Genomic DNA, 24,184 nt, shown 5'->3' on the forward strand with positions numbered 1-24,184 from the left:
TATATGGCGAAGATTCTATTTCTTGAAGATGAAAATACAATAAGGGAAGTGCTTTCGGAATATATGAGGGTTGCTGAACATGAGGTTACCGAGTGCAAAAATGGAGAAGATGCACTTTCGATTATTGATGGAGGGATAATCTTCGATATTGCAATTTTAGACATAAGAGTTCCAAAAGTAAGCGGGCTTGATGTATTAAAACGAATTAAAGATGAGTATGGTGAATCCGTGGGAACTATAATGTTAACTGCATATAGTGATATTAATACTCAGATTGAGGCATTTAATTATGAAGCAGATGATTATATTGTAAAGCCAGCGTCACCCATTATTTTACTAAAGAGGATACAGGCACTTTATAGAAGGGTAGAGAAGTCAAGAGATTTTGATAACTCATCGGGAGTTAATTTACAAAATAAATATGATGATGAGCTAATTATTGATGAAGATGGTTATAGAGTTTTTTATAAGGGAGAAAACCTAAGGCTTACAGTAAGCGAATTTTCCCTGATGAAGATATTAAAGGACAACAGAGGCACGGTATTCAGCAGAGATATTTTGATAAATAAGATATTTGATGATGAATATATAGCAAATGACAGAATAATAGACGCACATATTAAAAATTTAAGAAAGAAGTTACCACATGATTATATAGAAACTGTAATCGGTATCGGTTACAGGTGGAGAGATGAGATATGAAACTATCAAGCAAAACCTTCCTTTATAGCTCTATAATTTCGCTGATTGCAGGTACTGCAATTTTTTTGTACCTATTTTTCCTTATGCCATCAATGTATGCAGACTTCAAGCAAAAGGAACACCTTAATTATGCGACATCGGCGGTAAATAAATTAAAAGATGAGGGGACCCTTGCCAAGGTTAAAAATTCTGATGATTATGCAATCGGAGTGATTATTCCAAAAGAGGGGAATTATTTAAAGCTTTCAGGCGGAGGATTTGACGGCAAGGTCAGTATAGAAAATAAAAATGTCTTAAAACTGGTTGATTTCATAAGGTCAAATGATGGTAAGAAGATAGATTTAAAAGATAGTGAAACTAATGAAGAATTTTCTAAAATTTTTGATGACGCTAGAGATGAGATATTCAATTCTATCAATAATGGTTTAAAAATAACATTTAAAGAGGACGAGAATTATTTAAAATACAAAAAAGCGTATCAGAAATATCATAGAGTAGATGAGAATACGATTATAAGTGAATATTCAATAAAAAATGCCAATACAGATTATCAGTACACAACTTATGTAGCATTTAAAAAAGATGTAGATTATATCTATATGGTAATTTCTGCTACTACGACACCAAATGCTAAGGAGATTACGCCAGTTGTTATAAGAGCAATTCCTATGCTTATTTTACTAATGATTCTTTTATCTTTTGGCGTATCGGCGATTTTTTCAAGGGAAATTGTAAATCCAATAGAAAAACTGGCAAAAGATGCAGAATCTAGGGCATCATCAAAAATGACAAATTATAAGCCAATCGAAGTAAGGGGAAATGATGAAATATCAAATCTCACAAGGACATTAAATCATCTCTATAAAAATCAAGCAGATAATTTTGAAAGACTTGAATATGAAAATAAGAGAAGGGAGGTCTTTGTAAGAGCCTCATCGCATGAGCTCAGAACTCCAATTTCTGCAGCGATCCTGCTTACAGATGGAATGATTTCAAATATAGGAAAATTTTCTGATAGAGATAAATATCTGCCGGAGCTTAAAGAAAAGCTATGGGAGATGATGAATATAGTAGATGAAATGGTAAATATAAATTATATAGAAGATAATAATATATTTAAAGAGGTTGATATAAGGACATTATGCGAGAAGATTATAAAAAAACACAGTTTAAAAGCAGAAGTTAAGAATATAGAAATAATCTGCAACACTAATTCGGAAAAGGTCGTTTTTAATGGAATAGATGAGATTTATGAAAAAATTATATCTAACTTAATATCAAATGCCATAGAGCATACAGAGAAAGGAGGTAAAATTGAAATTTATATTGAGAAAGACAAATTAAGAGTAATAAACAGCCCGGCTAAGATAGATGAAAAAATAAAAGATGATATATTTGAGCCATTTGTCAGCACTGTAGATGAGGGCGAATCAAAGGATAAGGCACATGGACTTGGGCTCTATATTGCAAAATATTTTGCAAGCATAATGGGATTTGATTTAAGAGCAGAAAATATTTTAGATAAGCTAGATAATATAAATAAGGTTGAAATGATAATGGAGAGAAAAAATGATTAGGCTTGACAATGTAAAGGTTAAATATAAAGACAAGGTAGCCCTTGACTTAGGGAGAGTAATAGAGATAAAAGATGGCGAAAAAGTCGGGATAATAGGAAGCAATGGAGCAGGTAAGACCACCTTGATAAAAAGCATACTAGGTCTTGTTCCATATGAAGGCAGTATTACGCTCGGAATACCTAAAAACAAAATAGCAGTTCATATGCAGCAGAATGAATATATTGACACTGTTCCAATCAAGATAATAATAGAGATGGTATCAGGAACTAATATTAAATCTAATGAGAAGCTTCGCGAGATGATAGATTTCTTTGACTTTAAAGACTGCTTAAACAAGAGGTGGAAGCATCTATCAGGCGGTCAGAAACAGCGTCTTACTCTAACACTTGTAATGTGTCAAAATAGTCCAATCTCAATATTTGACGAGGTTACATCGGGGCTTGATTATGAGACAAGGCAGAGATTGATGGACAAGTTAATAGATTGGTATAAGGGAAAGAATGATACGCTTCTAATATCCTCCCACTATTATGAGGAACTCGAGAATTTAGCGACTAAGATTTTATATATTGATAAGGGCAGGGTGGTAGATTACGGTAGCAAGGAAGAACTTTTCCAAAAATACTGCGGAAAGTCTGTCATTGTATTTAAGGATAGCCCAGAAGCAGTTAGAATTGCTGAAAATTATAATAAAATTAAATCTTCAGTTGGATACACCTGCATATCTTGCAAGGATACTAGAGAGGAAGAAAGCGTAATAAAAAAGTTGATACATTCAAATATTAACTATAGAAGAAGTGATAATGATATTGAGATTATGACATTAAATGCAAAGGATTATTTTAAGAGAGGATAGATCATGAACAGATATACTATAAAATATGAGTTTCTTAACACGCTTTACAATGGATATGCCATCTTCTTCGGAGCAATTTTTCCTGTCTTATTAATACATTTAATAATCGGTGGCACCTTAAGTGATGTTCCCAAGGAGTTTTTAAAAGAGGCATCCACAGCAATATTTTTAGGTATGGCAATGTATATACCTCTTGCTAGCATATTTTTAAGCCATTCAGCAACATATTCAAATGAACTTGACAAAAATATACCGGAAAGGCTTGTACTATTCGGATTCCCAGAACAGGAAATACTATTAAACAAGCTTGTTTCAAATTACATATTTTTCACATTTTGCATAATTATTTACTTGGCAGGCACTCTACCCTTTATCGATATATTCAAACCTAAATTTAAAGCGATAGCACTTTGGATACTATGTTTATACATCTTAGCAGGCATTCTTCTCATACTAGCACATGGGATTGCAACTCTAATAAGAAAATTTGGTCCAACCTATGGTATATCGATGGCACTTTATTTCATCTTTTTAATCTTGGGAGGATATATGGGACTTCCTGTTAGCAAGCTTCCTAAGGCATTAAGATATATATCAGATCTCCTTCCTACAACTCAATTAGGCAGTGATTACTTAGATTTCTGGGTAGGACGAGATTATAATTTCGCTCCTCTAATTCAGTCGATGATTTTTTTCTTAGCATTAAGCCTAGTAATTTTAATAAGTGCATTTAAGATTAGAGGAAGAAAAAATTGATTTTGCATAATAAGTTTGTATTCTGTAATTATCGAAATAATGGTATAATAAGGCAGATGTACGCATTTTAGAAAATTAATATGATAAAGTTCATATGAAAAAAGCACATAGCCATGAATGTATGATAAAAGTTAACCAGAAAATGTGCATATTAAAAGTGTATGAAAAAAGGGGGTAAAGCTCAATGGCAGTTTATGTTTGCAAAATCTGTGGATTTGTTTTTGACGAGGAAAAAGAAGGAAGGAGCTTCAGTGAACTAGAGTCTTGTCCTATATGTAAACAACCTAAAGAGGTTTTTATTAAGGAAGAAGAGCCTGAAATAAAAGAGGGAATAATAGTAGAAGACGATAGCGAGCTTGCATATGACAGCAGGTATATAAGACACGATGATAAGATGAGATACATGGAGGAAATCCATGAGATGGCTGTAACTGGTAAGAGCATAAGTGCAGCTATGGGAACTCTCATGCCTATGCCAGGCTTTGATGATATTTTAATTATGGGAGCACAGCTTGATCCAATGCCTCTAAATGATGAAGATGAGGTAGATACGACTACAATAATAGGTAAAAATGCAAAAAAACCTATGATACTTGAAAATCCTGTTTATGTATCTCATATGTCCTTCGGTGCTCTATCTAAGGAAACAAAGGTTGCACTAGCAAAAGGCAGTAAAATAGGCAAATCAGCAATGTGCAGCGGTGAGGGAGGAATGCTTCCTGAAGAGTTTGAAGCTGCTGATAAGTACATCTTTGAATACATACCTAACAAATATAGCGTTACAGATGAAAATTTAAAAAAGGCATCTGCTATTGAAATAAAGATTGGACAGGGTACAAAGCCTGGAATGGGGGGACATCTTCCAGGTGATAAGGTAACACCTGATATTGCAAAGATGAGAGGAAAAGAAGTAGGTCATGAGATAAAAAGTCCATCTAAGTTCCCTGGAATTAATACTAAAGAGGATCTAAAGGCACTTGTGGATGAGTTAAGGATGAAATCTGAGGGAAGACCTATTGGAATTAAGCTTGCCGCAGGAAGAATTGAGAAGGACATGGCTTTTGCAGTATATGCTGAACCGGACTTTATTACAATTGATGGAAGAGGTGGAGCAACTGGTTCAAGCCCATATCTCCTCCGTGAATCGACAAGCGTGCCAACTATCTTTGCACTCTATAGGGCGAGAAAGTACCTGGACAGCATCAATTCGGATATATCGCTTGTGATTACAGGTGGACTTAGGGTTTCTTCTGATTTTGCAAAGGCTATTGCAATGGGAGCAGACGCCATAGCTATAGCATCTTCAGCTCTTATTGCAGCAGCTTGTCAGCAGTATAGAATATGTGGCACTGGTAACTGCCCTGTTGGACTTGCAACTCAGGATCCAGAGCTTAGAAGTAGGCTTAAGGGTGACCTAGCTGCAAAGAGATTAGGTAATTTCTTAAATGTTACTCTCGATGAGCTAAAGATGTTTGCTAGGATAACAGGTCATGAGAAATTACACGACCTTGGAGCTGACGACCTATGTACAATAAATAGAGAAATATCAGAGCATACGAATATCCCGCACGCATAAAAGCATATTAATAAAGAAGAATATAGAAGAATAAAGAAGAATATAGAGGATTATAATGTTAGGAAAGAATAAGAATAAGGCACCGGAATCTGAAATGCAGATAGCAAGAAAAGAATTTAAAATAGCATATTTATTAGGAATCCTTGTAGCAAGCGTCTTGGTTGCGATAAAGATGATAAATCGCCAGCCTTGGACTGATTCATTTGCTATATTGACAGCGATGTTTACAGGACAAAATTTTTATGCTTGGTATAAGGATAGAACAAAAAAAGATAAGCTTATATATGTAGGATTATATCTATTTTTTACAATTCTATTGATTGCAACATATTTCCTTGAAATAACGAAATAAGTGCCCTTGATTTATGTTGATTTTATGTCAAGGTTTTGGTAAAATAATGGCACTTGTTTGTGAAAAATAAGAAGAAATTTACGAAAATATAGGAGGAATTAACAATATGGATGCAATTGACAGCGTTGTTCTTGCGATAAGCAATGTATTATATAAACCATTTATAGTACCTCTATTGCTTCTTGTTGCAGGGATTTATTTTTCAGTGAGAACCGGATGGTTACAGCTAAGACTTTTCAAAGAGAGTGTTAGCGTAGTAATGGAAAAACCTGTTAACGAAGATGGAGTTTCATCTTTTGGAGCATTGATGGTATCTACAGCATCAAGAGTTGGAACAGGTAATATTATAGGAGTTTCTACAGCTATAATATGCGGTGGTGCAGGAGCTATCTTCTGGATGTGGATTACTGCATTTATAGGCGGTGCAACTGCATTTATTGAGTCAACACTTGCACAGATATATAAAAAGAAAGATGAAGATGGAAGCTGTTATGGTGGACCTTCCTTCTATATGAGAGATGCTCTAAATGCAAAGTGGCTTGGCGTAATATTCTCAATACTAATAGTATTCACATATGCTGTTGGATATAATATGCTAGCTGCATATAATTTACAGTCTACATTTGCAGCATTTAAATTCTATAATACCAAGACTCCATATATAATTGGAATAATCTTGGCTATACTCTTCGGCTCAATCGTACTCGGCGGAGCAAAGAGACTCATAAATGCAACAGGAGTTTTAGTTCCCGTTATGGGAGTTATCTATGTAGTTATTTCAATAATCGTGCTTTTAATGAATATCAAAAATATACCTTCAATGTTTGGAATGATATTCAAGAGTGCCTTTGATTTTAAGGCAATATTCGGCGGATTTGCAGGTTCATGTTTGATGTTCGGACTAAAGAGAGGTCTATATTCCAATGAAGCTGGTATGGGTTCTGCTCCAAATGCTGCAGCAAAGGCAGAGATTTCACATCCAGCTAAGCAGGGACTCGTACAGATGTTATCTGTATTTATAGATACGCTTTTAATTTGCTCTGCAACAGCATTTATGTGTCTAAGTTCAAATATAGAACCACTTAAATTCCTAGCTGAAGATGGAAGTGCTGATGCTGCAGGATATGTTCAGAATTCTATCGGCTCTACTCTAGGAGCATTTGGCCCTATATTTATAGCAGTATCCATGTCACTTTTCGCATTTACAACATTGATTGGTAATTACTCATATTGCGAGGGCAATATGGCATTCATCTTAGGAAGAGATATGTCAAAGACAGGCACTATTATATTTAGAATTCTTGCGACAGTTCTTATCTTCCTAGGCTCTGTAGCTAGTGCAGGACTTGTTTGGGATCTTGCTGATATGTGCCAGGGACTAATGGTAATAACGAATGTACCTTCAATTTTAATTCTAGGCGGAATTGCTATAAAGTGCTTAATGGATTATGAAAGACAGAAGAGAGAAGGTCTTAATCCGGTATTCCACGCAAAGGATATTGGACTAAAGCAAAAGACTGATTTCTGGAACTAATATTGTCATAATAAGGGGGCAGGTTTCGTAGTAAACTTGCCTCTTTTTTATTAAGAAATCATTTTTTAAAAAATATATTAAAAGGGAAAGATATAAGATTAAATAATTGTTTTTATTAGAAAAGGATAGTATTGATGAATATAATTCTTTTGGAACCTGAAATTCCATATAATACTGGTAATATAGGAAGAACCTGCGTTGCAACAGGAACATCGCTACACCTAATAAAGCCCCTTGGGTTTAATATTGATGAAAAGGCGGTAAAAAGGGCTGGGCTCGATTACTGGGATGATTTAGATTTACATATCTATGATGATTATGACGAGTTTTTAAGATTGAATTATTATCCTAAGGTTATTATGGCAACTACAAAGTCAAGGCATAACTATTCTGATTATAAATTTTCCAAAGACGACTATATAATGTTTGGCAAAGAGAGCAGGGGAATACCCGAAGAATTATTGGTTGATAATGAAGAAAACTGCGTAAGGATTCCAATGTTAAAAGACACAAGATCTCTCAATTTATCAAATTCGGTTTCGATAATATTATATGAAGCCCTGAGACAGAATGAGTTCCTTTGTCTCGAAGAAAAGGGTAATTTGCATAGGTTATCATGGAAAAAAGGGAGGTGATTTATTAATCACCTCCCTTGCTAATGCTGATTTCTGATAATAAATTACTTCTTAAATTTTCCAACAATCCATAGAAGAATGCAAGCACCTACTACAGATACCAAAACGCTGTAAAGATTTAATCCTGTAACCTTCTCAGCTCCGATTAGGTTGAAAACTATTCCACCGATGAACGCACCAATGATACCGGTGATTATATTAGCTAATGCACCCATTGACTCATTCTTCTTCATTATCATGCTTGCTATCCAGCCAGATAGAGCACCAAGTATTATCCATGCTATAATTCCCATATAATTTCTCCTTATATATTAAATATATTTACATATAAAATTAATTAACGGACAACTATATTATAGCACAGAACGCTTAAAATAGCAAAAATGAGCAATTTAAAGGGGTTCAAAGGCTTAACAAAGGCTTTGAAATGGCTTTTATTTGAACTTAATAGCAGTTCCATATACCATAACTTCTGCAGCTCCCTGCATTACAGCTGAAGATGAATATCTAACGCAGATGATTGCATCGGCACCCATGTTTTCAGCTTCTTCAACCATTCTATTCGTTGAAAGGCTTCTGGCATCTTTCATCATCTCTGTGTACTTCTTAACCTCACCGCCCATAAGGGTCTTTAATCCTGCTCCAATATCCCTTATAGCATTTACAGTCTGAATTGTGCTACCGGTAACTAGGCCTAGCGTTTCATATTCTTTTCCATCAATATCATAAGTTGTTGTTAGTAACATTTTTACTCCTTCCCAGAATAAACATTTTTTAATAAGCATCTTGATATATAGATAAAAGCGATAATTCCTTATTTCTTCACGCAATTTGCATTTTACTATCTATACATTTCTTTTTTATTATATATAATTAAGGAGTAAAAATGAAGAAAAAAATTGATGAAATGTCGAAAGAAGAACAATATAGGGAATATATAAAAGCTCACTCAAATAGTGATGCTATTAATGCTGAGCGAAAGTATTTGAGAGACCAAGAAAAAAGAAGAGTTGAAAGGTCTAGATACGAGCTTAATAATAAAAAGCGAAAAAAATATCGCAAGAATAACCGTGAGAATAATAGAACGGAGAAGAATTCGAATTTCGGATTTAAGAGAAAAATAAGGCGGTTTTTCTTAATAATTTTAATCATATTCATTTCTTTAGCAGGCATCTTCTTTTCGCTCACAAAGAATTTTGATCGTAAAGATATTGGAAATAGAGATTATGGAATAAATCCAGTAGCGGAGAGGGAGCTCAAAAATTATAGGAATATACTAATTCTTGGCTCTGATGCCAGAAGGTCGGAGGGATATGACGGTAGCAGAACTGATGCAATTGTGATATTAAGCATTAATAAAAAGAATGGAGATATGAAGCTTATTTCTCTAATGAGGGATTCGTACTTATCCATGAGAGGTTATGCAGGCGAAGGATATGTGCTATCTAAGGCGACGCATGCACACGCATATGGTGGTGCTATGAATACAGTTTCCATGATAAATCGGAATATGGATTTAAATATAAGGGAATACATGCTTTTCAATTGGCAAGCTGTTAGCGACATGGTGGACGCCCTCGGTGGAGTTGATATTGAGGTTACCGAAAATGAGATAGAGGATATTAATCAATACGGGAGAGAGACTGCATCAAATGTTGGCTCTGAATTTACCGAAATAACGAGTGCTGGGAAGCAGACTCTAACTGGCGTTCAAGCGGCTACATATTGCAGAATAAGAAAGAATTCCGGCGGAGATGTATCAAGAGGAGATAGGTATAAAAAGGTTATTCAAGCGGTTATAGCAAAGGGTATAAAAAATCCTATCGCATTAAATAAAGCATCAAAAGAGGTATTTCCAAATGTTAGGACAAATATGTCCAATGGCAGAATGACGACACTTGGAATTATGCTTGGAAGATCAAGGTCAAAGGGGAGCATATCTTGGCCTAATGATTACTATGGCGGACTTCTAAACGATGGACTCTGGTATGCAGTTCCAACCACCTTGGAGAGCAATGTGGAGTGGTTATATGATAAGGCATTTGAAATTAGCGACCATGTGCCATCAAAAGTATCTAGAGAAATCAGTCAGGAAATATCTTCTTCATATTCGCAGTAGGCGCATTGTTTTTTTCCATCTTTAATTTCATATACGCCCTTAAGTCCTCGCTCATGATTTGTTATGCAGTGAGGATTTTTGCATTTAAAATCTGAATCTATTTTTTCATTTGATATTATCTCTTTATTTGAGCCTATATCATTATGAGAGCCTGTTTCTTTGACTGAAGCAGTTTTTTCATATAAAGATAAGAGTTTTATTATTAGTGACATTCTCATATATTTTCCATTTAAGACCTGTTTAAAATAGCAGGCACGAGGATCGTTATCAACCTCTATTGATATTTCATTTACACGAGGAAGTGGGTGCATTATAGAAAGATTATCTTTAGCTAGATTTAGACTTTCTTTTTTTAATATGTATACATCCTTCAAATTTTCATAGGTATTTATGTCCTGAAAACGCTCTTTTTGTATCCTTGTCATATATAAAACATCGAGATTAGGGATTGCATCTTCAAGGGAAATCGTTTCGATATAAGAATTGCCTAGCTCGTTCATATAATCTTTTAAATATGATGGTAGTGCCAGCTCCTCGGGAGAAATTAGATAAATTTTCACATCTTTATATCTTAGCAATGCTTTTATAAGAGAATGCACTGTCCTTCCATATTTAAGGTCCCCGCAAAAGCCTATTGTCAAGTCATCGAAACTTCCTTTTTCTCTATAAATAGTCAAAAGGTCAGCTAGAGTTTGAGTAGGGTGGCAGTGTCCGCCGTCTCCCGCATTAATTACAGGGACACTAGAAAATTCTGATGCAAGAAGGCCGGCACCTTCACTAGGGTGACGAATTGCAAGAATATCAACATAGGAACTTACGACCCTTATCGTATCTGATAGAGATTCTCCCTTAGAAGCTGATGAAGTAGATTGGTCGTTCATATTTATAACATTACCACCTAGAGAATACATTGCAGATTCAATGCTCATTCTGGTTCTTGTTGATGGCTCAAAAAATAGATTTGCCAAGGTTTTACCACGGCATATATCTGAATATTTCGCAGGATTATCTGAAATTGATATAGCAGTTCTTATGAGTTCATCAATTTCGGCCGTACTAAGGTTTAAAATATCGATTAAACTTTTCATTATTTTGCCCCTTTAAACCAAGATTCATCAGATGGATTATCCCTAAAAGCTAATAGGTCTTTTATGGAACTTTCCTCAATATAATCTTCCTTTACAGCAGTCATTATAACTCTATCAAAATTTGTTAATGAAACATTTTTTATATTATTTTCTTTAAAAACTTCTTCACTCTTTTTCATCTTATATGAAAAAATTGAGACGATTCCAATTACCTCAGCACCTGCTTCTCTAAGAGATGAAACAGCAGATAGGACGCTTCCGCCGGTGGATATTAAATCCTCAACGACTACTACTTTTTGACCTTTTTTTAATCTTCCCTCAATAAGATTTTTTCTTCCATGGTCTTTAGCAGAGCTTCTAACATATCCCATTGGAAGATCCAATATATTGGCGGTGATTGCAGCGTGAGCAATACCGGCTGTTGCTGTTCCCATGATGAGCTCAGCCTCATTAAAATGTCTTTTAATCAAGGTGGCGAGGCCATTTTCAACATCATTTCTTACACCTGTAGAAGTCAATGTTAGCCTGTTATCGCAGTATATCGGGCTTAGGATACCGCTTGCCCAAGTAAATGGGTCAGAGGGTTTTAAGAAAACCGCCTCTATTGAGAGGAGGTCACTTGCAATAATTTTACTTATTTCTTCGTCGCTTAACATATCTTTGTAATTTATATTATTAATTTTCATTAATTCACCTCAAAATAATTTTTCCTAAATAAATTATTTAATAAAATCTTTTATGCACTTTTCATAAGAAAGGAGAGGGTCATTTGCCTTTGTGATTGATCTACCGACAACGATATAATCAGAACCGAGCTCTCTTGCTTTTCTAGGAGTTACGACACGCTTTTGATCTCCTTTATCGTCACCATTTAGCCTTATACCAGGCGTTATAGTCAGAAAATCCGAAGAAATTGAGCCATGGATTATATTTGACTCAAGAGCAGAGCAGACAACACCATCAAGTCCAGATATATGAGCATTTTTAGCATATGAGAGAACGACATCGTTTATATCGGCATCTATCATCAGCTCATCTCTAAGCATATTTTGATCTGTTGATGTAAGCTGGGTTACGCCTATGAGTGTTGGTTTTCTCAGATTATATTCATTACAAGCCTCGATTACACCATCGGTGGCATATTTCATCATCTTTATCCCTCCAGATGAGTGAACATTTAGCATATCAATGCCCAGAGTTGTTAAAACCTTGATAGATTTTTTTACCGTATTAGGTATGTCATGAAGTTTCAAATCTAGGAAAATCTTATGACCTAGGGATTTGATGATTTTTACAATCTGAGGTCCCTCGGCATAAAATAGCTCCATTCCTATTTTTACATATGGCTTCTTATCATCAAATAGTGAAAGAAAGTCGAGAAGCTCAGCTTTATTATTAAAATCACAAGCGATTATGACATCTCTATTTTTTGCATCTCCTCTTCTTATATCTATTCTTTTTTCTAAATTTTTATCTAAACTTATAGCTTCGGACAGTCTATTCATGAGCCCCTCCAATTATTTCTTCAATATTATTTATCTTCATCTCGTCCATAAGAGCAGGCAATTCATCAATTATCTCTTTAGAAGCATAAGGATTTATAAGATTTGCAGAACCTATTTCTACAGCCCTTGCTCCTGCAAGCATCATCTCTATAACATCTCTTGCAGATGATATACCGCCCATCCCTACTACCGGAATTTTTACAGCTTCGTATGCATCATAGACCATTCTTAAAGCCAGCGGAAAAACGGCAGGCCCGGAAATTCCACCTGTCCTATTTTTAAGTATAGGCTTTCTCGATTTTAAATCAATCCTCATTCCTAGGAGGGTGTTGATTAAACTGATTGCGTCTGCTCCATTCGACTCGCAAGATTTTGCAATTTCTTTAATATCTGTGACATTTGGCGAAAGCTTTAAGATAAGTGGCTTGCTCGTAACTTTTCTAACAGATGCTGTGACTTCTCCTGCTAATTCCGGACTTGTGCCGAAGCTCATCCCTCCTCCATGAACATTAGGACAGCTTATATTGAGCTCAATCCAGCCAATCATGTCTTCATCATTGAGCATTTCACAGACATTTACATATTCTGATATAGAAAAACCGCTGACATTTGCTATAACCTTTTTATTAAAGACCTTTTCAAGTTCTCGCAATTCATGGTTAAGCACCTTGTCAATTCCAGGGTTTTGAAGTCCTACAGAGTTAAGTATACCTGAGGGTGATTCTGCTATCCTTGGCAAAGGATTACCATACCTAGGATAAAGAGTGGTACCCTTAATAGAAAAAGTACCAAGGCAATTAATATCGTAAATCTTGGCGAACTCATATCCATATCCGAAAGTTCCGGAGGCGGGTATTATAGGATTGTCAATATCTATACCACATAGATTTGTTTTTAGCCTATTATCTTGCAGATTTATTTCCATAATATTTCCTTTCTGCATAAGACGGGGCCTTCTTTGCATATCCTCTTTGAAATATACTTACCAGTAGGCTCGCCTTGGGCATCAAGTTCTCTCGCCTCAGTTGAGCACCCCATGCAAGCTCCAAATCCACAGCCCATTCTTTCTTCAAAGCTGAATTCACCATCAATATCATATTTTTCGCAAAACGAGTATACTGACTTAAGCATTGAAAGCGGACCGCAGGTATATACAAAAGATGATGGTATTAAGGCCTCACAAACATCTGTTACAAAACCATTGACGCCGATAGAGCCATCAACGGAAGCGACTAATACTTTTGAGCTTAGCTCCTTAAATTCATCTATGTAAAAAGCGTCTTTTTCTGAATTAAACCCCAAGGCTATGCTTGGATTTACATTTATTTCATTAAACATTTTAGCGAGCTTTAAAAGAGGCGGAATGCCTACTCCGCCCCCAATTAAGAGGGGAGAGGGGCCTGATTTCGATTCATCAAAACCGTTGCCAAGACCTGTTAGGGCATCGATCATATGTCCTCTAGGTAGCATTGTCATGAACTTGGTACCTTTTCCAAGCACCTTATATACTATGGTTACAGAATTATCATCAAAATCTGAGACGGATATTGGCCTTCTTAGGTAATAATTAGAAAGCTTTAGATCAATAAATTGACCAGCCTTATTTATTTCCTCTGTATCTCCACTTAAAACCATCTTAAAAATATTTTCTGCGATTTCTATATTTTCTTTTATCTTAAATAATACCTTTTTCATAATTTTTATAATTTCCCATAGCAACTAATAAGGCGTTTAATAATTTTTTAATAAGGCGATTTACAATTAATATTCAGCTATTATTCAGCGTCGATGGTTGAAATTGTCAGCGTCATCTCCTCTAATACATTTAATAAGACTTTTACAGTATCAAGTGAGGTGAAGAGGGTGACATTGTTTTCAGCTGATATTTGCCTGATTAATTGACCGTCGCTCATAGCCTTGCTTTCTATTATATCCCTCGTATTTATTACATAAGCGATATGCCCCTGCCTAAGAGCATCTGGAATCTGGTCAGGAGATTGACTTATCTTTTTTAAAGACCTAGTTCTAATTCCATTTTCTTTAAGATAATTTGCAGTTCCTCTCGTCGCTTCTATATTAAAACCTAAATTGTAGAATCTTCTAATCAGAGGTAGAGCTTCCGCCTTATCTTCATCAGCAACAGTGACGAATACTGTTCCATAGTTTTGAAGTTTTGTTCCAGAAGCCTGTAAAGCCTTGTACAACGCTCTATTTATTGTTCTATCATATCCTATAGCTTCTCCTGTCGATTTCATTTCAGGCGATAGATATGCATCCAGCCCCTTTATCTTGTTGAATGAGAAAACTGGAACCTTAACATAGAACTTTTTCTTTTCAGGTGGGTATAGCTCAAAAATACCCTGTTCTTTAAGGCTTAGACCAAGTATAACATCTGTTGCAATATCTGCTAATGAATATCCTGTAGCCTTGGATAGGAAAGGTACAGTCCTAGACGAGCGAGGATTAACTTCTATGACATAAATATTTTCGTCGTGATCGACTATGAATTGGATATTGTATAAACCTATAATACCTATACCAAGACCTAATTTTTTAGTATATTGAAGTATCTTCCCCTTTATTTTATCAGAAATTGCATTGGTAGGGTAAACACTTATGGAATCTCCTGAGTGAACACCAGTCCTTTCGACAAGTCCCATAATTCCTGGAACGAAAACATCTATGCCGTCACATATTGCATCGACTTCAACCTCAGTGCCCTGAACATACTTATCTACGAGAACAGGCTTATCATTTCCTATTTCAACAGCCGTCTTGAGGTAATGCCTTAATTTTGTCTCATCGCCAACTATTTCCATAGCTCTGCCACCAAGAACAAAAGATGGGCGAACAAGTACGGGATAGCCAATTTCAGCTGCCGCACGAATACCGTCTTCGATATTTGTAACAGCCTTGCCGTCTGGCTTTGGTATACTGAGGTTTTCAAGAACCTTTTCAAATGAGTCTCTGTCCTCGGCTCTATCTATAGCCTCGCAGTCCGTTCCTATAATCTTTACACCACGCTCCATAAGAGGGTGGGCTAGGTTTATAGCAGTCTGACCGCCTAAGGAAGCTATTACACCGAGAGGTTTTTCGATATTTATTACTGCCATAACATCTTCAACCGTTAAAGGCTCGAAATATAGTTTGTCTGCAGTCGTATAATCGGTAGAAACAGTCTCCGGATTGTTGTTAATTATTATAGCTTCATAACCTGCACGCTTAATCGTTTGAACTGCATGAACAGTTGAGTAATCAAATTCAACCCCTTGACCGATTCTTATTGGACCAGCACCTAGAACGATAATCTTTTTGTTATCAGTTATTACAGACTGGTCATCTTCATTAAATGTCGAATAGAGGTAAGGGATATATGTACCTGTGTGCAGGGTATCAATTATTCTAAATGAGGTAGTAAGTTTATTTTTTATTCTTCTATTGTATATTTCAACTTCTTCAGTATTCCATAATTTTGCTATGTACTTGTCAGAAAAACCGAGAGATTTTGCCTTTTTTAAAACTTCAAAATCGTTGATATTTTCATGTAACTCCTTCTCAACATCTGTAATATTTTTTATTGCATTTATAAAAACATCTGTTATCTTTGTAATTTCATGAATTTCTGATGCAGGAAAACCTCTTCTAAGAAGCTCAGAAATGGCATATATATTATCATCTCTAAACTCTTTTATATATGTAAAGAGATCATCATCTTTATAATCATCAAATTTTTTCATGTGAATATGTGAAATGCCAATTTCAAGTGAACGGACCGACTTTAAGATTGATTCTTCAAGAGATGAACCGATACCCATAACTTCTCCGGTAGCTTTCATCTGCGTTCCAAGAGTGTTTTGAGCACCTGGGAACTTATCAAATGCAAATCTAGGGAATTTGGAAACTATGTATTCAAGCCTTGGCTCTGTTGAAGCATTACCGCCTGCAACACTGATTTCTTCAAGCGACATCCCTACCGCAATTTTCGCTGTGACCCTTGCTATCGGATAACCGCTTGCTTTTGATGCGAGAGCTGATGAGCGAGATACCCTTGGATTAACTTCTATCAAATAGTATTTGCCTGTAACAGGGTCAAGTGCAAATTGAACATTACAGCCACCCTCAATTTTCAGCTCCTTTATGAGCTTTATAGCACTGTCATTAAGCATTTTAAGCTCATCATTATTTAATGAGAGAATAGGGGCAACTACAATGGAATCACCTGTGTGAACGCCAACGGGGTCTAAGTTCTCCATTCCGCAGATAGTAATAGCCTTGTCATTGGAATCCCTCATTACCTCAAATTCAATTTCCTTACAACCCTTGACGCTTTTCTCAACTAAAACTTCATGAACAGGGGAAAGTCTGAATGCCTTAATACCGATTTCTTTAAGTTCATCAGGATTATTTGCGAAACCTCCTCCAGTTCCTCCAAGGGTAAAAGCAGGTCTAAGAACTACGGGGTAACCTATCTTTTCAGCAGCGATTTCAGCCTCCTCAAGGCTATATGTAATTTCAGAAGGAATTACAGGTTCTCCTATTGATTGACACATCTCCTTGAAAAGCTCTCTATCTTCAGCCCTTTCAATACTATTTATAGGTGTGCCTAGAAGTTCAACACCACATTCCTTCAAAACTCCCTTCTTTTCCAGTTGCATAGCGAGATTTAGACCTGTCTGGCCACCAATTCCTGGTAGAATGGCATCAGGCCTTTCATATCTCAAAATTTTAGCAACATATTCAAGGGTTAGTGGCTCCATATATACCTTATCTGCAATAGAGGTATCCGTCATTATCGTGGCAGGATTTGAATTGCAGAGAATAACCTCATATCCTTCTTCTTTTAAAGACAGGCAAGCCTGCGTACCTGCGTAATCAAATTCAGCAGCTTGTCCGATTATTATAGGGCCTGAGCCTATGATTAATATTTTTTTAATATCCTTTCTTTTACCCACTTTTTTCCTCCATCTATCTTAAAATATAAAAAATATATAACTATAAAATTACTTTATCTTATAAACTGTCTTGCCGTCACATACCGTTAAGAGGCATCTTCCAAATACTTCCATACCTTCAAAAGGGGTTGAATGACCCATTGATATAAACTTAGTAGAGTCTATCTTGTATTTTGAGCTAATGTCCCATACAGAGTAATCATTTAAAGAAGGTATGCCAAAACGCTTTCTTGGATTGTCATTTATGAGCTCAATCAATCTATCAAGAGGGATAATCTTCTTCATTACAAGCTCTGTATATAAAATAGGAAAGGCTGTCTCGATACCTGATATTCCAAAAGCACTATTTTTTAGACCCCTTGATTTTTCATCATCCCTATGAGGGGCATGGTCGGTAGCAATGCAGTCTATTGTCCCATCTATAATTCCTTGAATAAGAGCTTTTCTGTCATCGGCTGACCTTAGAGGCGGATTCATCTTCCATCTTCCATCTTCTTCTAAGTCAGAATCAGTAAATACTAGGTAGTGGGGTGCGGTTTCACAGCTTACATCCACACCGCTCATCTTAGCATCTCTAATAATATCTACGCTCTCCTTTGTAGATATATGACAAACATGATATGAGGCACCTGTTTCATCTGCAAGTTTTACATCTCTTTCAACCTGTTTCCACTCGCTTTCACTTGAGATACCAAGGTGATTATGTTTTTTTGCATAATTTCCTGCATGAATATATCCACCATTTAACAAATCATTTACTTCGCAGTGAGCCACAATAGTCTTACCGAGGGATTTTGCCTTTATCATTGCCTCCCTCATAAGATCTTCAGTTTGTACTCCTCTACCGTCATCTGAGAAAGCTATTACATGGTCAGATAAGGCGTCGAAATCGGAGAGTTCGTATCCAAGCTCTCCAACCGTTATTGAAGCATATGGATAGACTTTTATAAGAGCATCTTTTTCTATAATTTTAAGCTCTTCATTTAGGTGGGGCAGGTTGTCAGGCACCGGATTTAAGTTGGGCATTGTACAAACTGCAGTATATCCGCCGTGTGCCGCAGCAGCTGTTCCTGTAGAAATCTTCTCTTTATAAGAAAAACCCGGTTCTCTTAGGTGGACATGAATGTCACAAAAACCGGGAAATACAACATATTTATTATCATCTGATGCCGATATGGTTGAAATAGATGACAGTTTTTCCTGAAGCTTATCAGGGTCAGGATATGAATATTTTTCTTTATTAAAATAAATTAAATTGCTAAACATGAGCCCTCCAATTCATCGTTCAAGAGATGATAACATGGAGATGAAATCATGTCAAAGGGGAGTGAATAAAAATAGAATTTTTGTTGTAAAAAAATGATAGGCAAGGGCGATTTATATTAAAAAAACAAACAATATATTGAAAAATAAATATAATATTCGGATATAATAAATTTTCTAGATAGTATGTAAATAATAAGTGATAAATTCATAATATATAAAGTTGTATAAAAAAAAACCTCATGATAATATTAGTCGTGATATATAAATTATAAAAAGGAGAAAATAATGGAAAATAAAAGCGGAGAACGCCTTATAGGTACTGTATCAAGAGGTTTGAGAGCACCGATAATAAGAGAGGGTGACGATATAGCAGGAATAATAGTAGATACTGTTTTAAAGGCATCTTGTGGTGAGGACGGATTTTCAATAAGAGATAAGGACATAGTTTGTGTAACTGAATCCGTTGTTGCAAGAGCTCAGGGAAATTATGCTGACATTGATGCAATATCTAAAGATGTTAGAAATAAGCTTGGGGGAGGCACTATAGGTGTTATTTTCCCTATTCTTTCAAGGAATAGATTTGCCATTTGTTTAAGGGGAATTGCTAGGGGAGCGGAAAAGATTGTTCTAATGCTTAGCTATCCTAGCGATGAGGTAGGTAATGGGCTTATTACACTAGATCAGATGGACGAAGCGGGAGTAGACCCTTATACAGATGTACTGACATTAGACAAGTATAGAGAATTGTTTGGAGAAAATAAGCATCCATTTACAAATGTAGATTATGTACAATATTATATGGAAATAATTGAAGAAGAAGGAGCAGAGGCTCAAGTTATTTTTGCGAATAATCCTAAGGCAATCCTTGATTACACAAATAATATCCTTACAGCTGACATTCATTCCAGAAATAGAACCAAGAGAATTTTAAAATCTCTCGGAGCAAAGGTCATAGGCATGGATGACATTTTAAATCAGTCAATTGACGGAAGTGGATATAATGAAAAATATGGACTTCTAGGTTCTAATAAGGCTACAGAGTCCACAGTTAAGCTTTTTCCTCAGGACTGTCAGGATATTGTAGATAGGGTTCAATCTGAAATTTTTGAAAAATGCGGAAAGCACATTGAATGTATGGTATATGGAGATGGAGCATTTAAAGATCCTGTTGGCAAGATCTGGGAGCTTGCAGATCCTGTTGTATCTCCTGCATATACAATTGGTCTTGACGGAACTCCTAATGAATTGAAACTCAAATATCTTGCTGACAACGATTATAAGGATTTATCTGGGAAAGAGCTAAGAGATGCTATATCGAGCAGGATAAAGTCCAAAGAATCAAATCTTACAGGAAATATGGTTTCAGAGGGTACAACTCCAAGAAGGCTCACAGATTTGATTGGATCTCTATGCGATTTGACGAGCGGATCGGGAGATAAGGGAACTCCAATTGTATATATTCAGGGATATTTTGATAATTACACAACGGATTAATTTCTTAAATACGCTTAACTAAGATAATATAGAAGAAATTTTTTATTTAATATTAGTTATATAAAAGTCTGTTATAATGATATTAGATATAAAAGGGTTAGATGATATGCGAATATTTAAATGGAGGATAATATGAAAAGAGATTGGGTCTTCAAGCTTTTTCTAGGTTTGCTCGGCTTATATGGCATTTTGCATATGTTTACAGGGAAATTAATAGTAGGGGGTGCTATGGTGGTTGTAGCAGGAGCACTTTACTACATAACTACTGGAACAAAAAAAGGTGATGACCAAAGGCAGCTTAGAAATATAAAGAATAGAACAAACATGAGCATTGAAGAGATTCATGAACTTTTTAAAGATATGGATACTCCAATAGGAAAATGCTGGATAGGCGGGCATAAGTGGTTCTTTGGTGACTGCGTAATTTTTGGGCCTGGACCTTTCAAAGACTATATTGCCATAGGATTAGAAAAAGATGGCAGAAATATTGTTATGAAAAGCGGTTTTGTGCTCGATAAACTGGAGCCAAAAGCTGGTGATGAGTGGAGACTTGAGCAGATTATAGACACCTCTAAAACAGAAGTAAATGCTGATAGCTATGCTATGTTTGCTGGGCAGAAGATGGTAAATAGCATTCTAGTTGATAATATTGCCTTTTATATCGATGAATACATGGACGGAGTAAATGAGATACCAGATACTCTTGACACTTACAAGGTATATCATTATAACAGCGGTGATTCGATCGTCAGAGATGTAAATGGCAATGAATATGGCAAGATGAGTACCGTTTACGAACCTTTGTCAATTATAATGTATGACCTAAGCGGAAAAGAAATAGGATTTATAGTAGCAAATGGTGAAAATGGCAAGGGTGGTTACAATGTAGCTGTCAATGACAAAATGCTAGGGACCATGTACTGCGACACATCGAGCAAAAAAGATGAATATGTTCTAGATACAGGAGAACATGAAATTAGACTGATTTCATTTCCTGTCACTAGAGAGGCTAATCTTAGTTGCAATTATATTGTTGCAATTGACGGTGTTCAGCAAGCTGCACTTGGAGCGAACTTACATATAAAGCTCACTGAAGACCCAGACGCAAATAGCGTAGAAAATGAGATTATCTGTGCATTTGACGAAGAATTTTTACACCTCTATTTCTTGCTTGCTGACTTTATGCTGACAAAGAATACATTTATCAGATAATTGCTTTTAATTGCTTTTTAACATATTGAAATATATAATCAGAAGAAGATGAGGAAGAAGGTGTTTATATGAAAAAAATTTTAGTACCAGTAGATGGTACGATGAGAAGCCTTACGGTATTTAAACAAATAAAAAAATCCTTTTCGCCAAAAGTCTTTGAAGTATTTCTGATAATGGTTCATGACAGCTTTGAATATACGCTTACCAGAATTGGCAGCGAAGAAAAGCTAAGGGAGATGGAAGAAAAGCTTAATTCAATCGCTTCTAGCATGCCTGAATACGAAGTTCATAAGGTCACGAAAAGTGGAAAGCCAGGGCCTAAGATAATTGAATATGCAGATGAAATAAATGCAGACATGATAATAATGACGAGGTCAACGAGTGCGGGAATGACAAATGCAATAGGCTCAACTTCCAAATATGTGCTAAGCCATGCACACTGCGGAGTTCTTTTCGTAAATGATACCTCATTACTATCAGAATCACAGTATAGAGGCCTCGTGTATAAGAAAGAGCGTAGCATTGTTAATTTAAGGGGTCAGCTCAGCCTAAAGCACAGCGAATGTCTTTTGCCAATAGCCTATGGAAAGCTCTTATATCATATTGATGTTAGGAGAGGCAGGGTTAGGTTCGTGCACAGGTCTTTTAATGAAGAAACTCAGGATTGGGATATTTGCCCTGATGGTGAAACTAAAGAAAGCATAGAAATAAGTGAGGGAGAAACCAAGGACATAGTTATTGAGGTCAGAGAGGGAGTAAAGCCTGACAGAGTAAGAGTGATAAATAGAGGAATGAAAACAGAAGCGGTATTTTCATATGATGTAAAGATATTAGAACGCTATAATAGGAAAAAGCAGGATAATGATTAATCAATTTGAAAGCTTAAGCGGATTGACAACTTGGGCATATTTTGCTAATGTTAGATACAGTTTATGAGGAGGGTTAGCAATGAAGAGAATTAATACGATTTCAACAAGGGATTTATCAAAGTCATTGGATAAAGGTGGTTGTGGCGAGTGTCAGACTTCTTGCCAGTCAGCGAGCAAGACATCATGCAGCGTTGCAAACCAGAATTGCGAACAGTGTAAAGATAACTAAGGACTTAGAGACGCTGCATAAAGGCAGCGTTTTTTAATTGTTTAATTTAAGTAAATATAGGAAATAGATAGCTTATGATACACCAATATAAGATGAATGGATATAATATTATAATTGACGGAAACTCTGGCTCTGTTCATTCAGTTGACGATTTGGCTTATGATCTAATATCCATATATGGGAAATATAGCAAAGAAAAGATAATAGAAGAACTTCTCTCTAAATATGAATCAGATAAAATATCGAAGAATGATATTCGGGGCGTAATTGACGAAGTTGACGCTTTAATCAGGGATGGATTGTTATTTTCGAAAGACCCATTTGAAGAACTTGCAAAAGATTTAAAGAAAAAGCAGTCCAAATTAAAGGCACTCTGCCTCCATGTTGCACATGGCTGTAATATGGACTGCGAATACTGCTTTGCAGGAAAGGGAGAATATAATAATAAATCTGGGCTTATGTCACTTGAAACAGGGAAGAAAGCACTTGATTTTCTTATAGAAAATTCCGAGGGAAGAAAAAATCTTGAAGTAGATCTTTTTGGTGGAGAACCACTGCTTAACTGGGAAGTGTGCAAGGAGATAGTCAGATATGGAAGAAGCCTTGAGAAAAAACATAATAAGAAATTTAATTTTACACTTACAACAAATGGTGTTCTAATAGATGATGATGTTATAGATTTTGCAAATAGAGAGATGAGCAATGTGGTTTTAAGCATGGACGGAAGAAAATCTGTTCATAATAAGATGAGGCATATAAAAAAAGGCGGAGATTCTTATGAGGAGATAATAGATAAATTTAAGAATTTAGTCGAAAAAAGAAAGGATAAGCAGTATTATATTAGAGGTACTTATACTGCCTATAATAAGGACTTTGCCTCTGATGTTATCCATATGGCAGACCTTGGATTTAAGGAAACATCTATAGAACCTGTGGTGTCAAATGAAAGTGCGAATTATGCACTTAGTAAAGACGACTTGCCTAAGCTATTTGATGAATATGAAAAGCTAGCTAAGATAATGCTTGAGAGAAAGAAAGAAGGCAAGCCTTTTAACTTCTATCATTATTCTATAGATTTGGCAGGCGGACCATGTATATATAAGAGAATATCCGGCTGCGGTGTTGGAACAGAATATCTTGCAGTAATACCGAATGGGGATATATATCCATGTCACCAGTTTGCAAGCGATGATGATTTTAAGATGGGAAGTGTCTACACAGGATTGATAGATGGCAAGCTGGGCGACTTTTTTGAAAAGAACAACATCTATACTAGGGATAAATGCAAGGATTGTTTTGCAAAATTGTACTGTGCAGGTGGCTGTGCGGCAAATAATTTCCATTCAAATGGAGATATAAATAAGGTATATGAATTTGGCTGTGAATTGCAAAGAAAAAGAATTGAATGTGCCATAATGATGAAAGTTGCAGAGCAGGATAATGTGCTATAATAAGGGTTAAT

Annotated in this window: 23 protein-coding genes and 1 pseudogene; 14 read left to right on the forward strand and 10 right to left on the reverse strand. The window is 35.8% G+C overall.

All coding sequences use genetic code 11. The features are described from left to right. Positions 1-3 precede the first annotated feature (3 nt). From BQ5371_RS01475 to BQ5371_RS01510, 8 genes are all read left to right on the forward strand, one after another. A complete protein-coding gene (locus BQ5371_RS01475) occupies positions 4-702 on the forward strand; it encodes a response regulator transcription factor (protein ID WP_071132179.1) in 699 nt (232 codons plus the stop codon). Continuing rightward, the gene (locus BQ5371_RS01480; protein ID WP_071132180.1) at positions 699-2,279 is read left to right on the forward strand and encodes a sensor histidine kinase; all 1,581 of its coding nucleotides are present in this window, start codon (positions 699-701) and stop codon (positions 2,277-2,279) included. The genes BQ5371_RS01475 and BQ5371_RS01480 overlap by 4 nt, the downstream gene beginning before the upstream one ends. Further along, complete coding sequence (locus BQ5371_RS01485; RefSeq protein ID WP_071132181.1) at positions 2,272-3,135, forward strand: ATP-binding cassette domain-containing protein; 864 nt, start codon at positions 2,272-2,274, stop codon at positions 3,133-3,135. Before BQ5371_RS01480 ends, BQ5371_RS01485 begins: the two co-directional genes overlap by 8 nt. Before the next feature lie 3 nt (positions 3,136-3,138). Next, positions 3,139-3,891, forward strand: coding sequence for an ABC transporter permease (locus BQ5371_RS01490; protein ID WP_071132182.1), 753 nt, complete (start codon positions 3,139-3,141; stop codon positions 3,889-3,891). A gap of 184 nt (positions 3,892-4,075) precedes the next feature. Continuing rightward, entirely contained in the window at positions 4,076-5,467 is a 1,392-nt protein-coding gene (locus tag BQ5371_RS01495; protein WP_071132183.1) for a glutamate synthase-related protein, read from the forward strand. Between the two features lie 55 nt (positions 5,468-5,522). Next, positions 5,523-5,819, forward strand: a complete 297-nt coding sequence (locus BQ5371_RS01500) for a DUF6442 family protein (RefSeq protein WP_071132184.1) — start codon at positions 5,523-5,525, stop codon at positions 5,817-5,819. A 106-nt stretch (positions 5,820-5,925) separates the two neighbouring features. Further along, the gene (locus BQ5371_RS01505; protein ID WP_071132185.1) at positions 5,926-7,353 is read left to right on the forward strand and encodes an alanine/glycine:cation symporter family protein; all 1,428 of its coding nucleotides are present in this window, start codon (positions 5,926-5,928) and stop codon (positions 7,351-7,353) included. 134 nt (positions 7,354-7,487) lie between these two features. After that, positions 7,488-7,988 carry a tRNA (cytidine(34)-2'-O)-methyltransferase gene (locus BQ5371_RS01510; protein ID WP_071132186.1) on the forward strand — a complete coding sequence of 167 codons (501 nt, stop codon included), beginning with the start codon at positions 7,488-7,490 and terminating at the stop codon, positions 7,986-7,988. A gap of 44 nt (positions 7,989-8,032) precedes the next feature. Here the strand turns inward: BQ5371_RS01510 and BQ5371_RS01515 are convergent, their stop codons facing one another. Further along, positions 8,033-8,281: a GlsB/YeaQ/YmgE family stress response membrane protein gene (locus BQ5371_RS01515; protein WP_071132187.1), complete on the reverse strand. Its 249-nt coding sequence runs from the start codon at positions 8,279-8,281 to the stop codon at positions 8,033-8,035. 141 nt (positions 8,282-8,422) lie between these two features. Continuing rightward, entirely contained in the window at positions 8,423-8,734 is a 312-nt protein-coding gene (locus BQ5371_RS01520) for a heavy metal-binding domain-containing protein (RefSeq protein WP_071132188.1), read from the reverse strand. Between the two features lie 140 nt (positions 8,735-8,874). On the opposite strand from BQ5371_RS01520, the gene BQ5371_RS01525 reads away from it, so the two are divergent. Beyond that, positions 8,875-10,107, forward strand: coding sequence for an LCP family protein (locus tag BQ5371_RS01525; RefSeq protein WP_071132189.1), 1,233 nt, complete (start codon positions 8,875-8,877; stop codon positions 10,105-10,107). Here BQ5371_RS01525 and BQ5371_RS07155 read toward each other — a convergent pair. The 8 genes and pseudogenes from BQ5371_RS07155 to BQ5371_RS01560 form a co-directional block, all read right to left on the reverse strand. Next, the gene (locus tag BQ5371_RS07155) at positions 10,077-10,310 is read right to left on the reverse strand and encodes a hypothetical protein (protein WP_235821166.1); all 234 of its coding nucleotides are present in this window, start codon (positions 10,308-10,310) and stop codon (positions 10,077-10,079) included. The two genes, BQ5371_RS01525 and BQ5371_RS07155, sit on opposite strands and share 31 nt — an antisense overlap. Next, positions 10,284-11,195 (reverse strand): annotated as a pseudogene (gene pyrB, locus BQ5371_RS01530) (aspartate carbamoyltransferase); the annotation flags it as partial. The gene BQ5371_RS07155 and the pseudogene pyrB, both read right to left, overlap by 27 nt. Continuing rightward, the gene (pyrE, locus tag BQ5371_RS01535; RefSeq protein ID WP_328586031.1) at positions 11,195-11,881 is read right to left on the reverse strand and encodes an orotate phosphoribosyltransferase; all 687 of its coding nucleotides are present in this window, start codon (positions 11,879-11,881) and stop codon (positions 11,195-11,197) included. The gene pyrE and the pseudogene pyrB, both read right to left, overlap by 1 nt. Positions 11,882-11,914: 33 nt before the next feature. Beyond that, on the reverse strand, positions 11,915-12,700 hold the full coding sequence (gene pyrF, locus BQ5371_RS01540) for an orotidine-5'-phosphate decarboxylase (RefSeq protein ID WP_083377369.1): 786 nt from the start codon (positions 12,698-12,700) through the stop codon (positions 11,915-11,917). Next, positions 12,693-13,643, reverse strand: a complete 951-nt coding sequence (locus tag BQ5371_RS01545; RefSeq protein WP_235821161.1) for a dihydroorotate dehydrogenase — start codon at positions 13,641-13,643, stop codon at positions 12,693-12,695. Before BQ5371_RS01545 ends, pyrF begins: the two co-directional genes overlap by 8 nt. Beyond that, entirely contained in the window at positions 13,616-14,395 is a 780-nt protein-coding gene (locus tag BQ5371_RS01550) for a dihydroorotate dehydrogenase electron transfer subunit (RefSeq protein WP_071132191.1), read from the reverse strand. The genes BQ5371_RS01545 and BQ5371_RS01550 overlap by 28 nt, the downstream gene beginning before the upstream one ends. Before the next feature lie 80 nt (positions 14,396-14,475). Next, positions 14,476-17,652, reverse strand: a complete 3,177-nt coding sequence (gene carB / locus BQ5371_RS01555; protein WP_071132192.1) for a carbamoyl-phosphate synthase large subunit — start codon at positions 17,650-17,652, stop codon at positions 14,476-14,478. Positions 17,653-17,700: 48 nt separating this feature from the next. Next, complete coding sequence (locus tag BQ5371_RS01560) at positions 17,701-18,918, reverse strand: dihydroorotase (protein WP_071132193.1); 1,218 nt, start codon at positions 18,916-18,918, stop codon at positions 17,701-17,703. A gap of 285 nt (positions 18,919-19,203) precedes the next feature. On the opposite strand from BQ5371_RS01560, the gene BQ5371_RS01565 reads away from it, so the two are divergent. The 5 genes from BQ5371_RS01565 to scfB all read left to right on the forward strand — a co-directional run bounded on the left by BQ5371_RS01565 (position 19,204) and on the right by scfB (position 24,173). Next, a complete protein-coding gene (locus BQ5371_RS01565; protein ID WP_071132194.1) occupies positions 19,204-20,412 on the forward strand; it encodes a coenzyme F420-0:L-glutamate ligase in 1,209 nt (402 codons plus the stop codon). 132 nt (positions 20,413-20,544) lie between these two features. Then, entirely contained in the window at positions 20,545-21,624 is a 1,080-nt protein-coding gene (locus BQ5371_RS01570) for a hypothetical protein (RefSeq protein ID WP_071132195.1), read from the forward strand. Between the two features lie 68 nt (positions 21,625-21,692). Next, the gene (locus BQ5371_RS01575; protein ID WP_071132196.1) at positions 21,693-22,493 is read left to right on the forward strand and encodes a universal stress protein; all 801 of its coding nucleotides are present in this window, start codon (positions 21,693-21,695) and stop codon (positions 22,491-22,493) included. Positions 22,494-22,572: 79 nt separating this feature from the next. After that, the gene (scfA, locus tag BQ5371_RS01580) at positions 22,573-22,722 is read left to right on the forward strand and encodes a six-cysteine ranthipeptide SCIFF (protein ID WP_071132197.1); all 150 of its coding nucleotides are present in this window, start codon (positions 22,573-22,575) and stop codon (positions 22,720-22,722) included. Between the two features lie 74 nt (positions 22,723-22,796). Further along, complete coding sequence (gene scfB / locus BQ5371_RS01585) at positions 22,797-24,173, forward strand: thioether cross-link-forming SCIFF peptide maturase (RefSeq protein WP_071132198.1); 1,377 nt, start codon at positions 22,797-22,799, stop codon at positions 24,171-24,173. Positions 24,174-24,184: the final 11 nt, after the last annotated feature.

The organism is Alterileibacterium massiliense (genome assembly GCF_900104645.1).
GTDB lineage: Bacteria > Bacillota > Clostridia > Peptostreptococcales > Anaerovoracaceae > Alterileibacterium > Alterileibacterium massiliense.

What these genes read in the sequence shown, in the direction of transcription:
- scfB (WP_071132198.1), top strand. Translation starts at nt 22,797, where the DNA reads ATGATACACCAATATAAGATGAATGGATATAATATTATAATTGACGGA.
- BQ5371_RS01490 (WP_071132182.1), top strand. Translation starts at nt 3,139, where the DNA reads ATGAACAGATATACTATAAAATATGAGTTTCTTAACACGCTTTACAAT.
- BQ5371_RS01475 (WP_071132179.1), top strand. Translation starts at nt 4, where the DNA reads ATGGCGAAGATTCTATTTCTTGAAGATGAAAATACAATAAGGGAAGTG.
- BQ5371_RS01495 (WP_071132183.1), top strand. Translation starts at nt 4,076, where the DNA reads ATGGCAGTTTATGTTTGCAAAATCTGTGGATTTGTTTTTGACGAGGAA.
- BQ5371_RS01485 (WP_071132181.1), top strand. Translation starts at nt 2,272, where the DNA reads ATGATTAGGCTTGACAATGTAAAGGTTAAATATAAAGACAAGGTAGCC.
- BQ5371_RS01575 (WP_071132196.1), top strand. Translation starts at nt 21,693, where the DNA reads ATGAAAAAAATTTTAGTACCAGTAGATGGTACGATGAGAAGCCTTACG.
- BQ5371_RS01520 (WP_071132188.1), bottom strand. Translation starts at nt 8,734, where the DNA reads ATGTTACTAACAACAACTTATGATATTGATGGAAAAGAATATGAAACG.
- BQ5371_RS01480 (WP_071132180.1), top strand. Translation starts at nt 699, where the DNA reads ATGAAACTATCAAGCAAAACCTTCCTTTATAGCTCTATAATTTCGCTG.
- BQ5371_RS01550 (WP_071132191.1), bottom strand. Translation starts at nt 14,395, where the DNA reads ATGAAAAAGGTATTATTTAAGATAAAAGAAAATATAGAAATCGCAGAA.
- BQ5371_RS01510 (WP_071132186.1), top strand. Translation starts at nt 7,488, where the DNA reads ATGAATATAATTCTTTTGGAACCTGAAATTCCATATAATACTGGTAAT.
- scfA (WP_071132197.1), top strand. Translation starts at nt 22,573, where the DNA reads ATGAAGAGAATTAATACGATTTCAACAAGGGATTTATCAAAGTCATTG.
- BQ5371_RS01500 (WP_071132184.1), top strand. Translation starts at nt 5,523, where the DNA reads ATGTTAGGAAAGAATAAGAATAAGGCACCGGAATCTGAAATGCAGATA.
- pyrF (WP_083377369.1), bottom strand. Translation starts at nt 12,700, where the DNA reads ATGAATAGACTGTCCGAAGCTATAAGTTTAGATAAAAATTTAGAAAAA.
- BQ5371_RS01570 (WP_071132195.1), top strand. Translation starts at nt 20,545, where the DNA reads ATGAAAAGAGATTGGGTCTTCAAGCTTTTTCTAGGTTTGCTCGGCTTA.
- BQ5371_RS01505 (WP_071132185.1), top strand. Translation starts at nt 5,926, where the DNA reads ATGGATGCAATTGACAGCGTTGTTCTTGCGATAAGCAATGTATTATAT.
- BQ5371_RS01525 (WP_071132189.1), top strand. Translation starts at nt 8,875, where the DNA reads ATGAAGAAAAAAATTGATGAAATGTCGAAAGAAGAACAATATAGGGAA.
- BQ5371_RS01560 (WP_071132193.1), bottom strand. Translation starts at nt 18,918, where the DNA reads ATGTTTAGCAATTTAATTTATTTTAATAAAGAAAAATATTCATATCCT.
- BQ5371_RS01545 (WP_235821161.1), bottom strand. Translation starts at nt 13,643, where the DNA reads ATGCAGAAAGGAAATATTATGGAAATAAATCTGCAAGATAATAGGCTA.
- BQ5371_RS01565 (WP_071132194.1), top strand. Translation starts at nt 19,204, where the DNA reads ATGGAAAATAAAAGCGGAGAACGCCTTATAGGTACTGTATCAAGAGGT.
- BQ5371_RS01515 (WP_071132187.1), bottom strand. Translation starts at nt 8,281, where the DNA reads ATGGGAATTATAGCATGGATAATACTTGGTGCTCTATCTGGCTGGATA.
- pyrE (WP_328586031.1), bottom strand. Translation starts at nt 11,881, where the DNA reads ATGAAAATTAATAATATAAATTACAAAGATATGTTAAGCGACGAAGAA.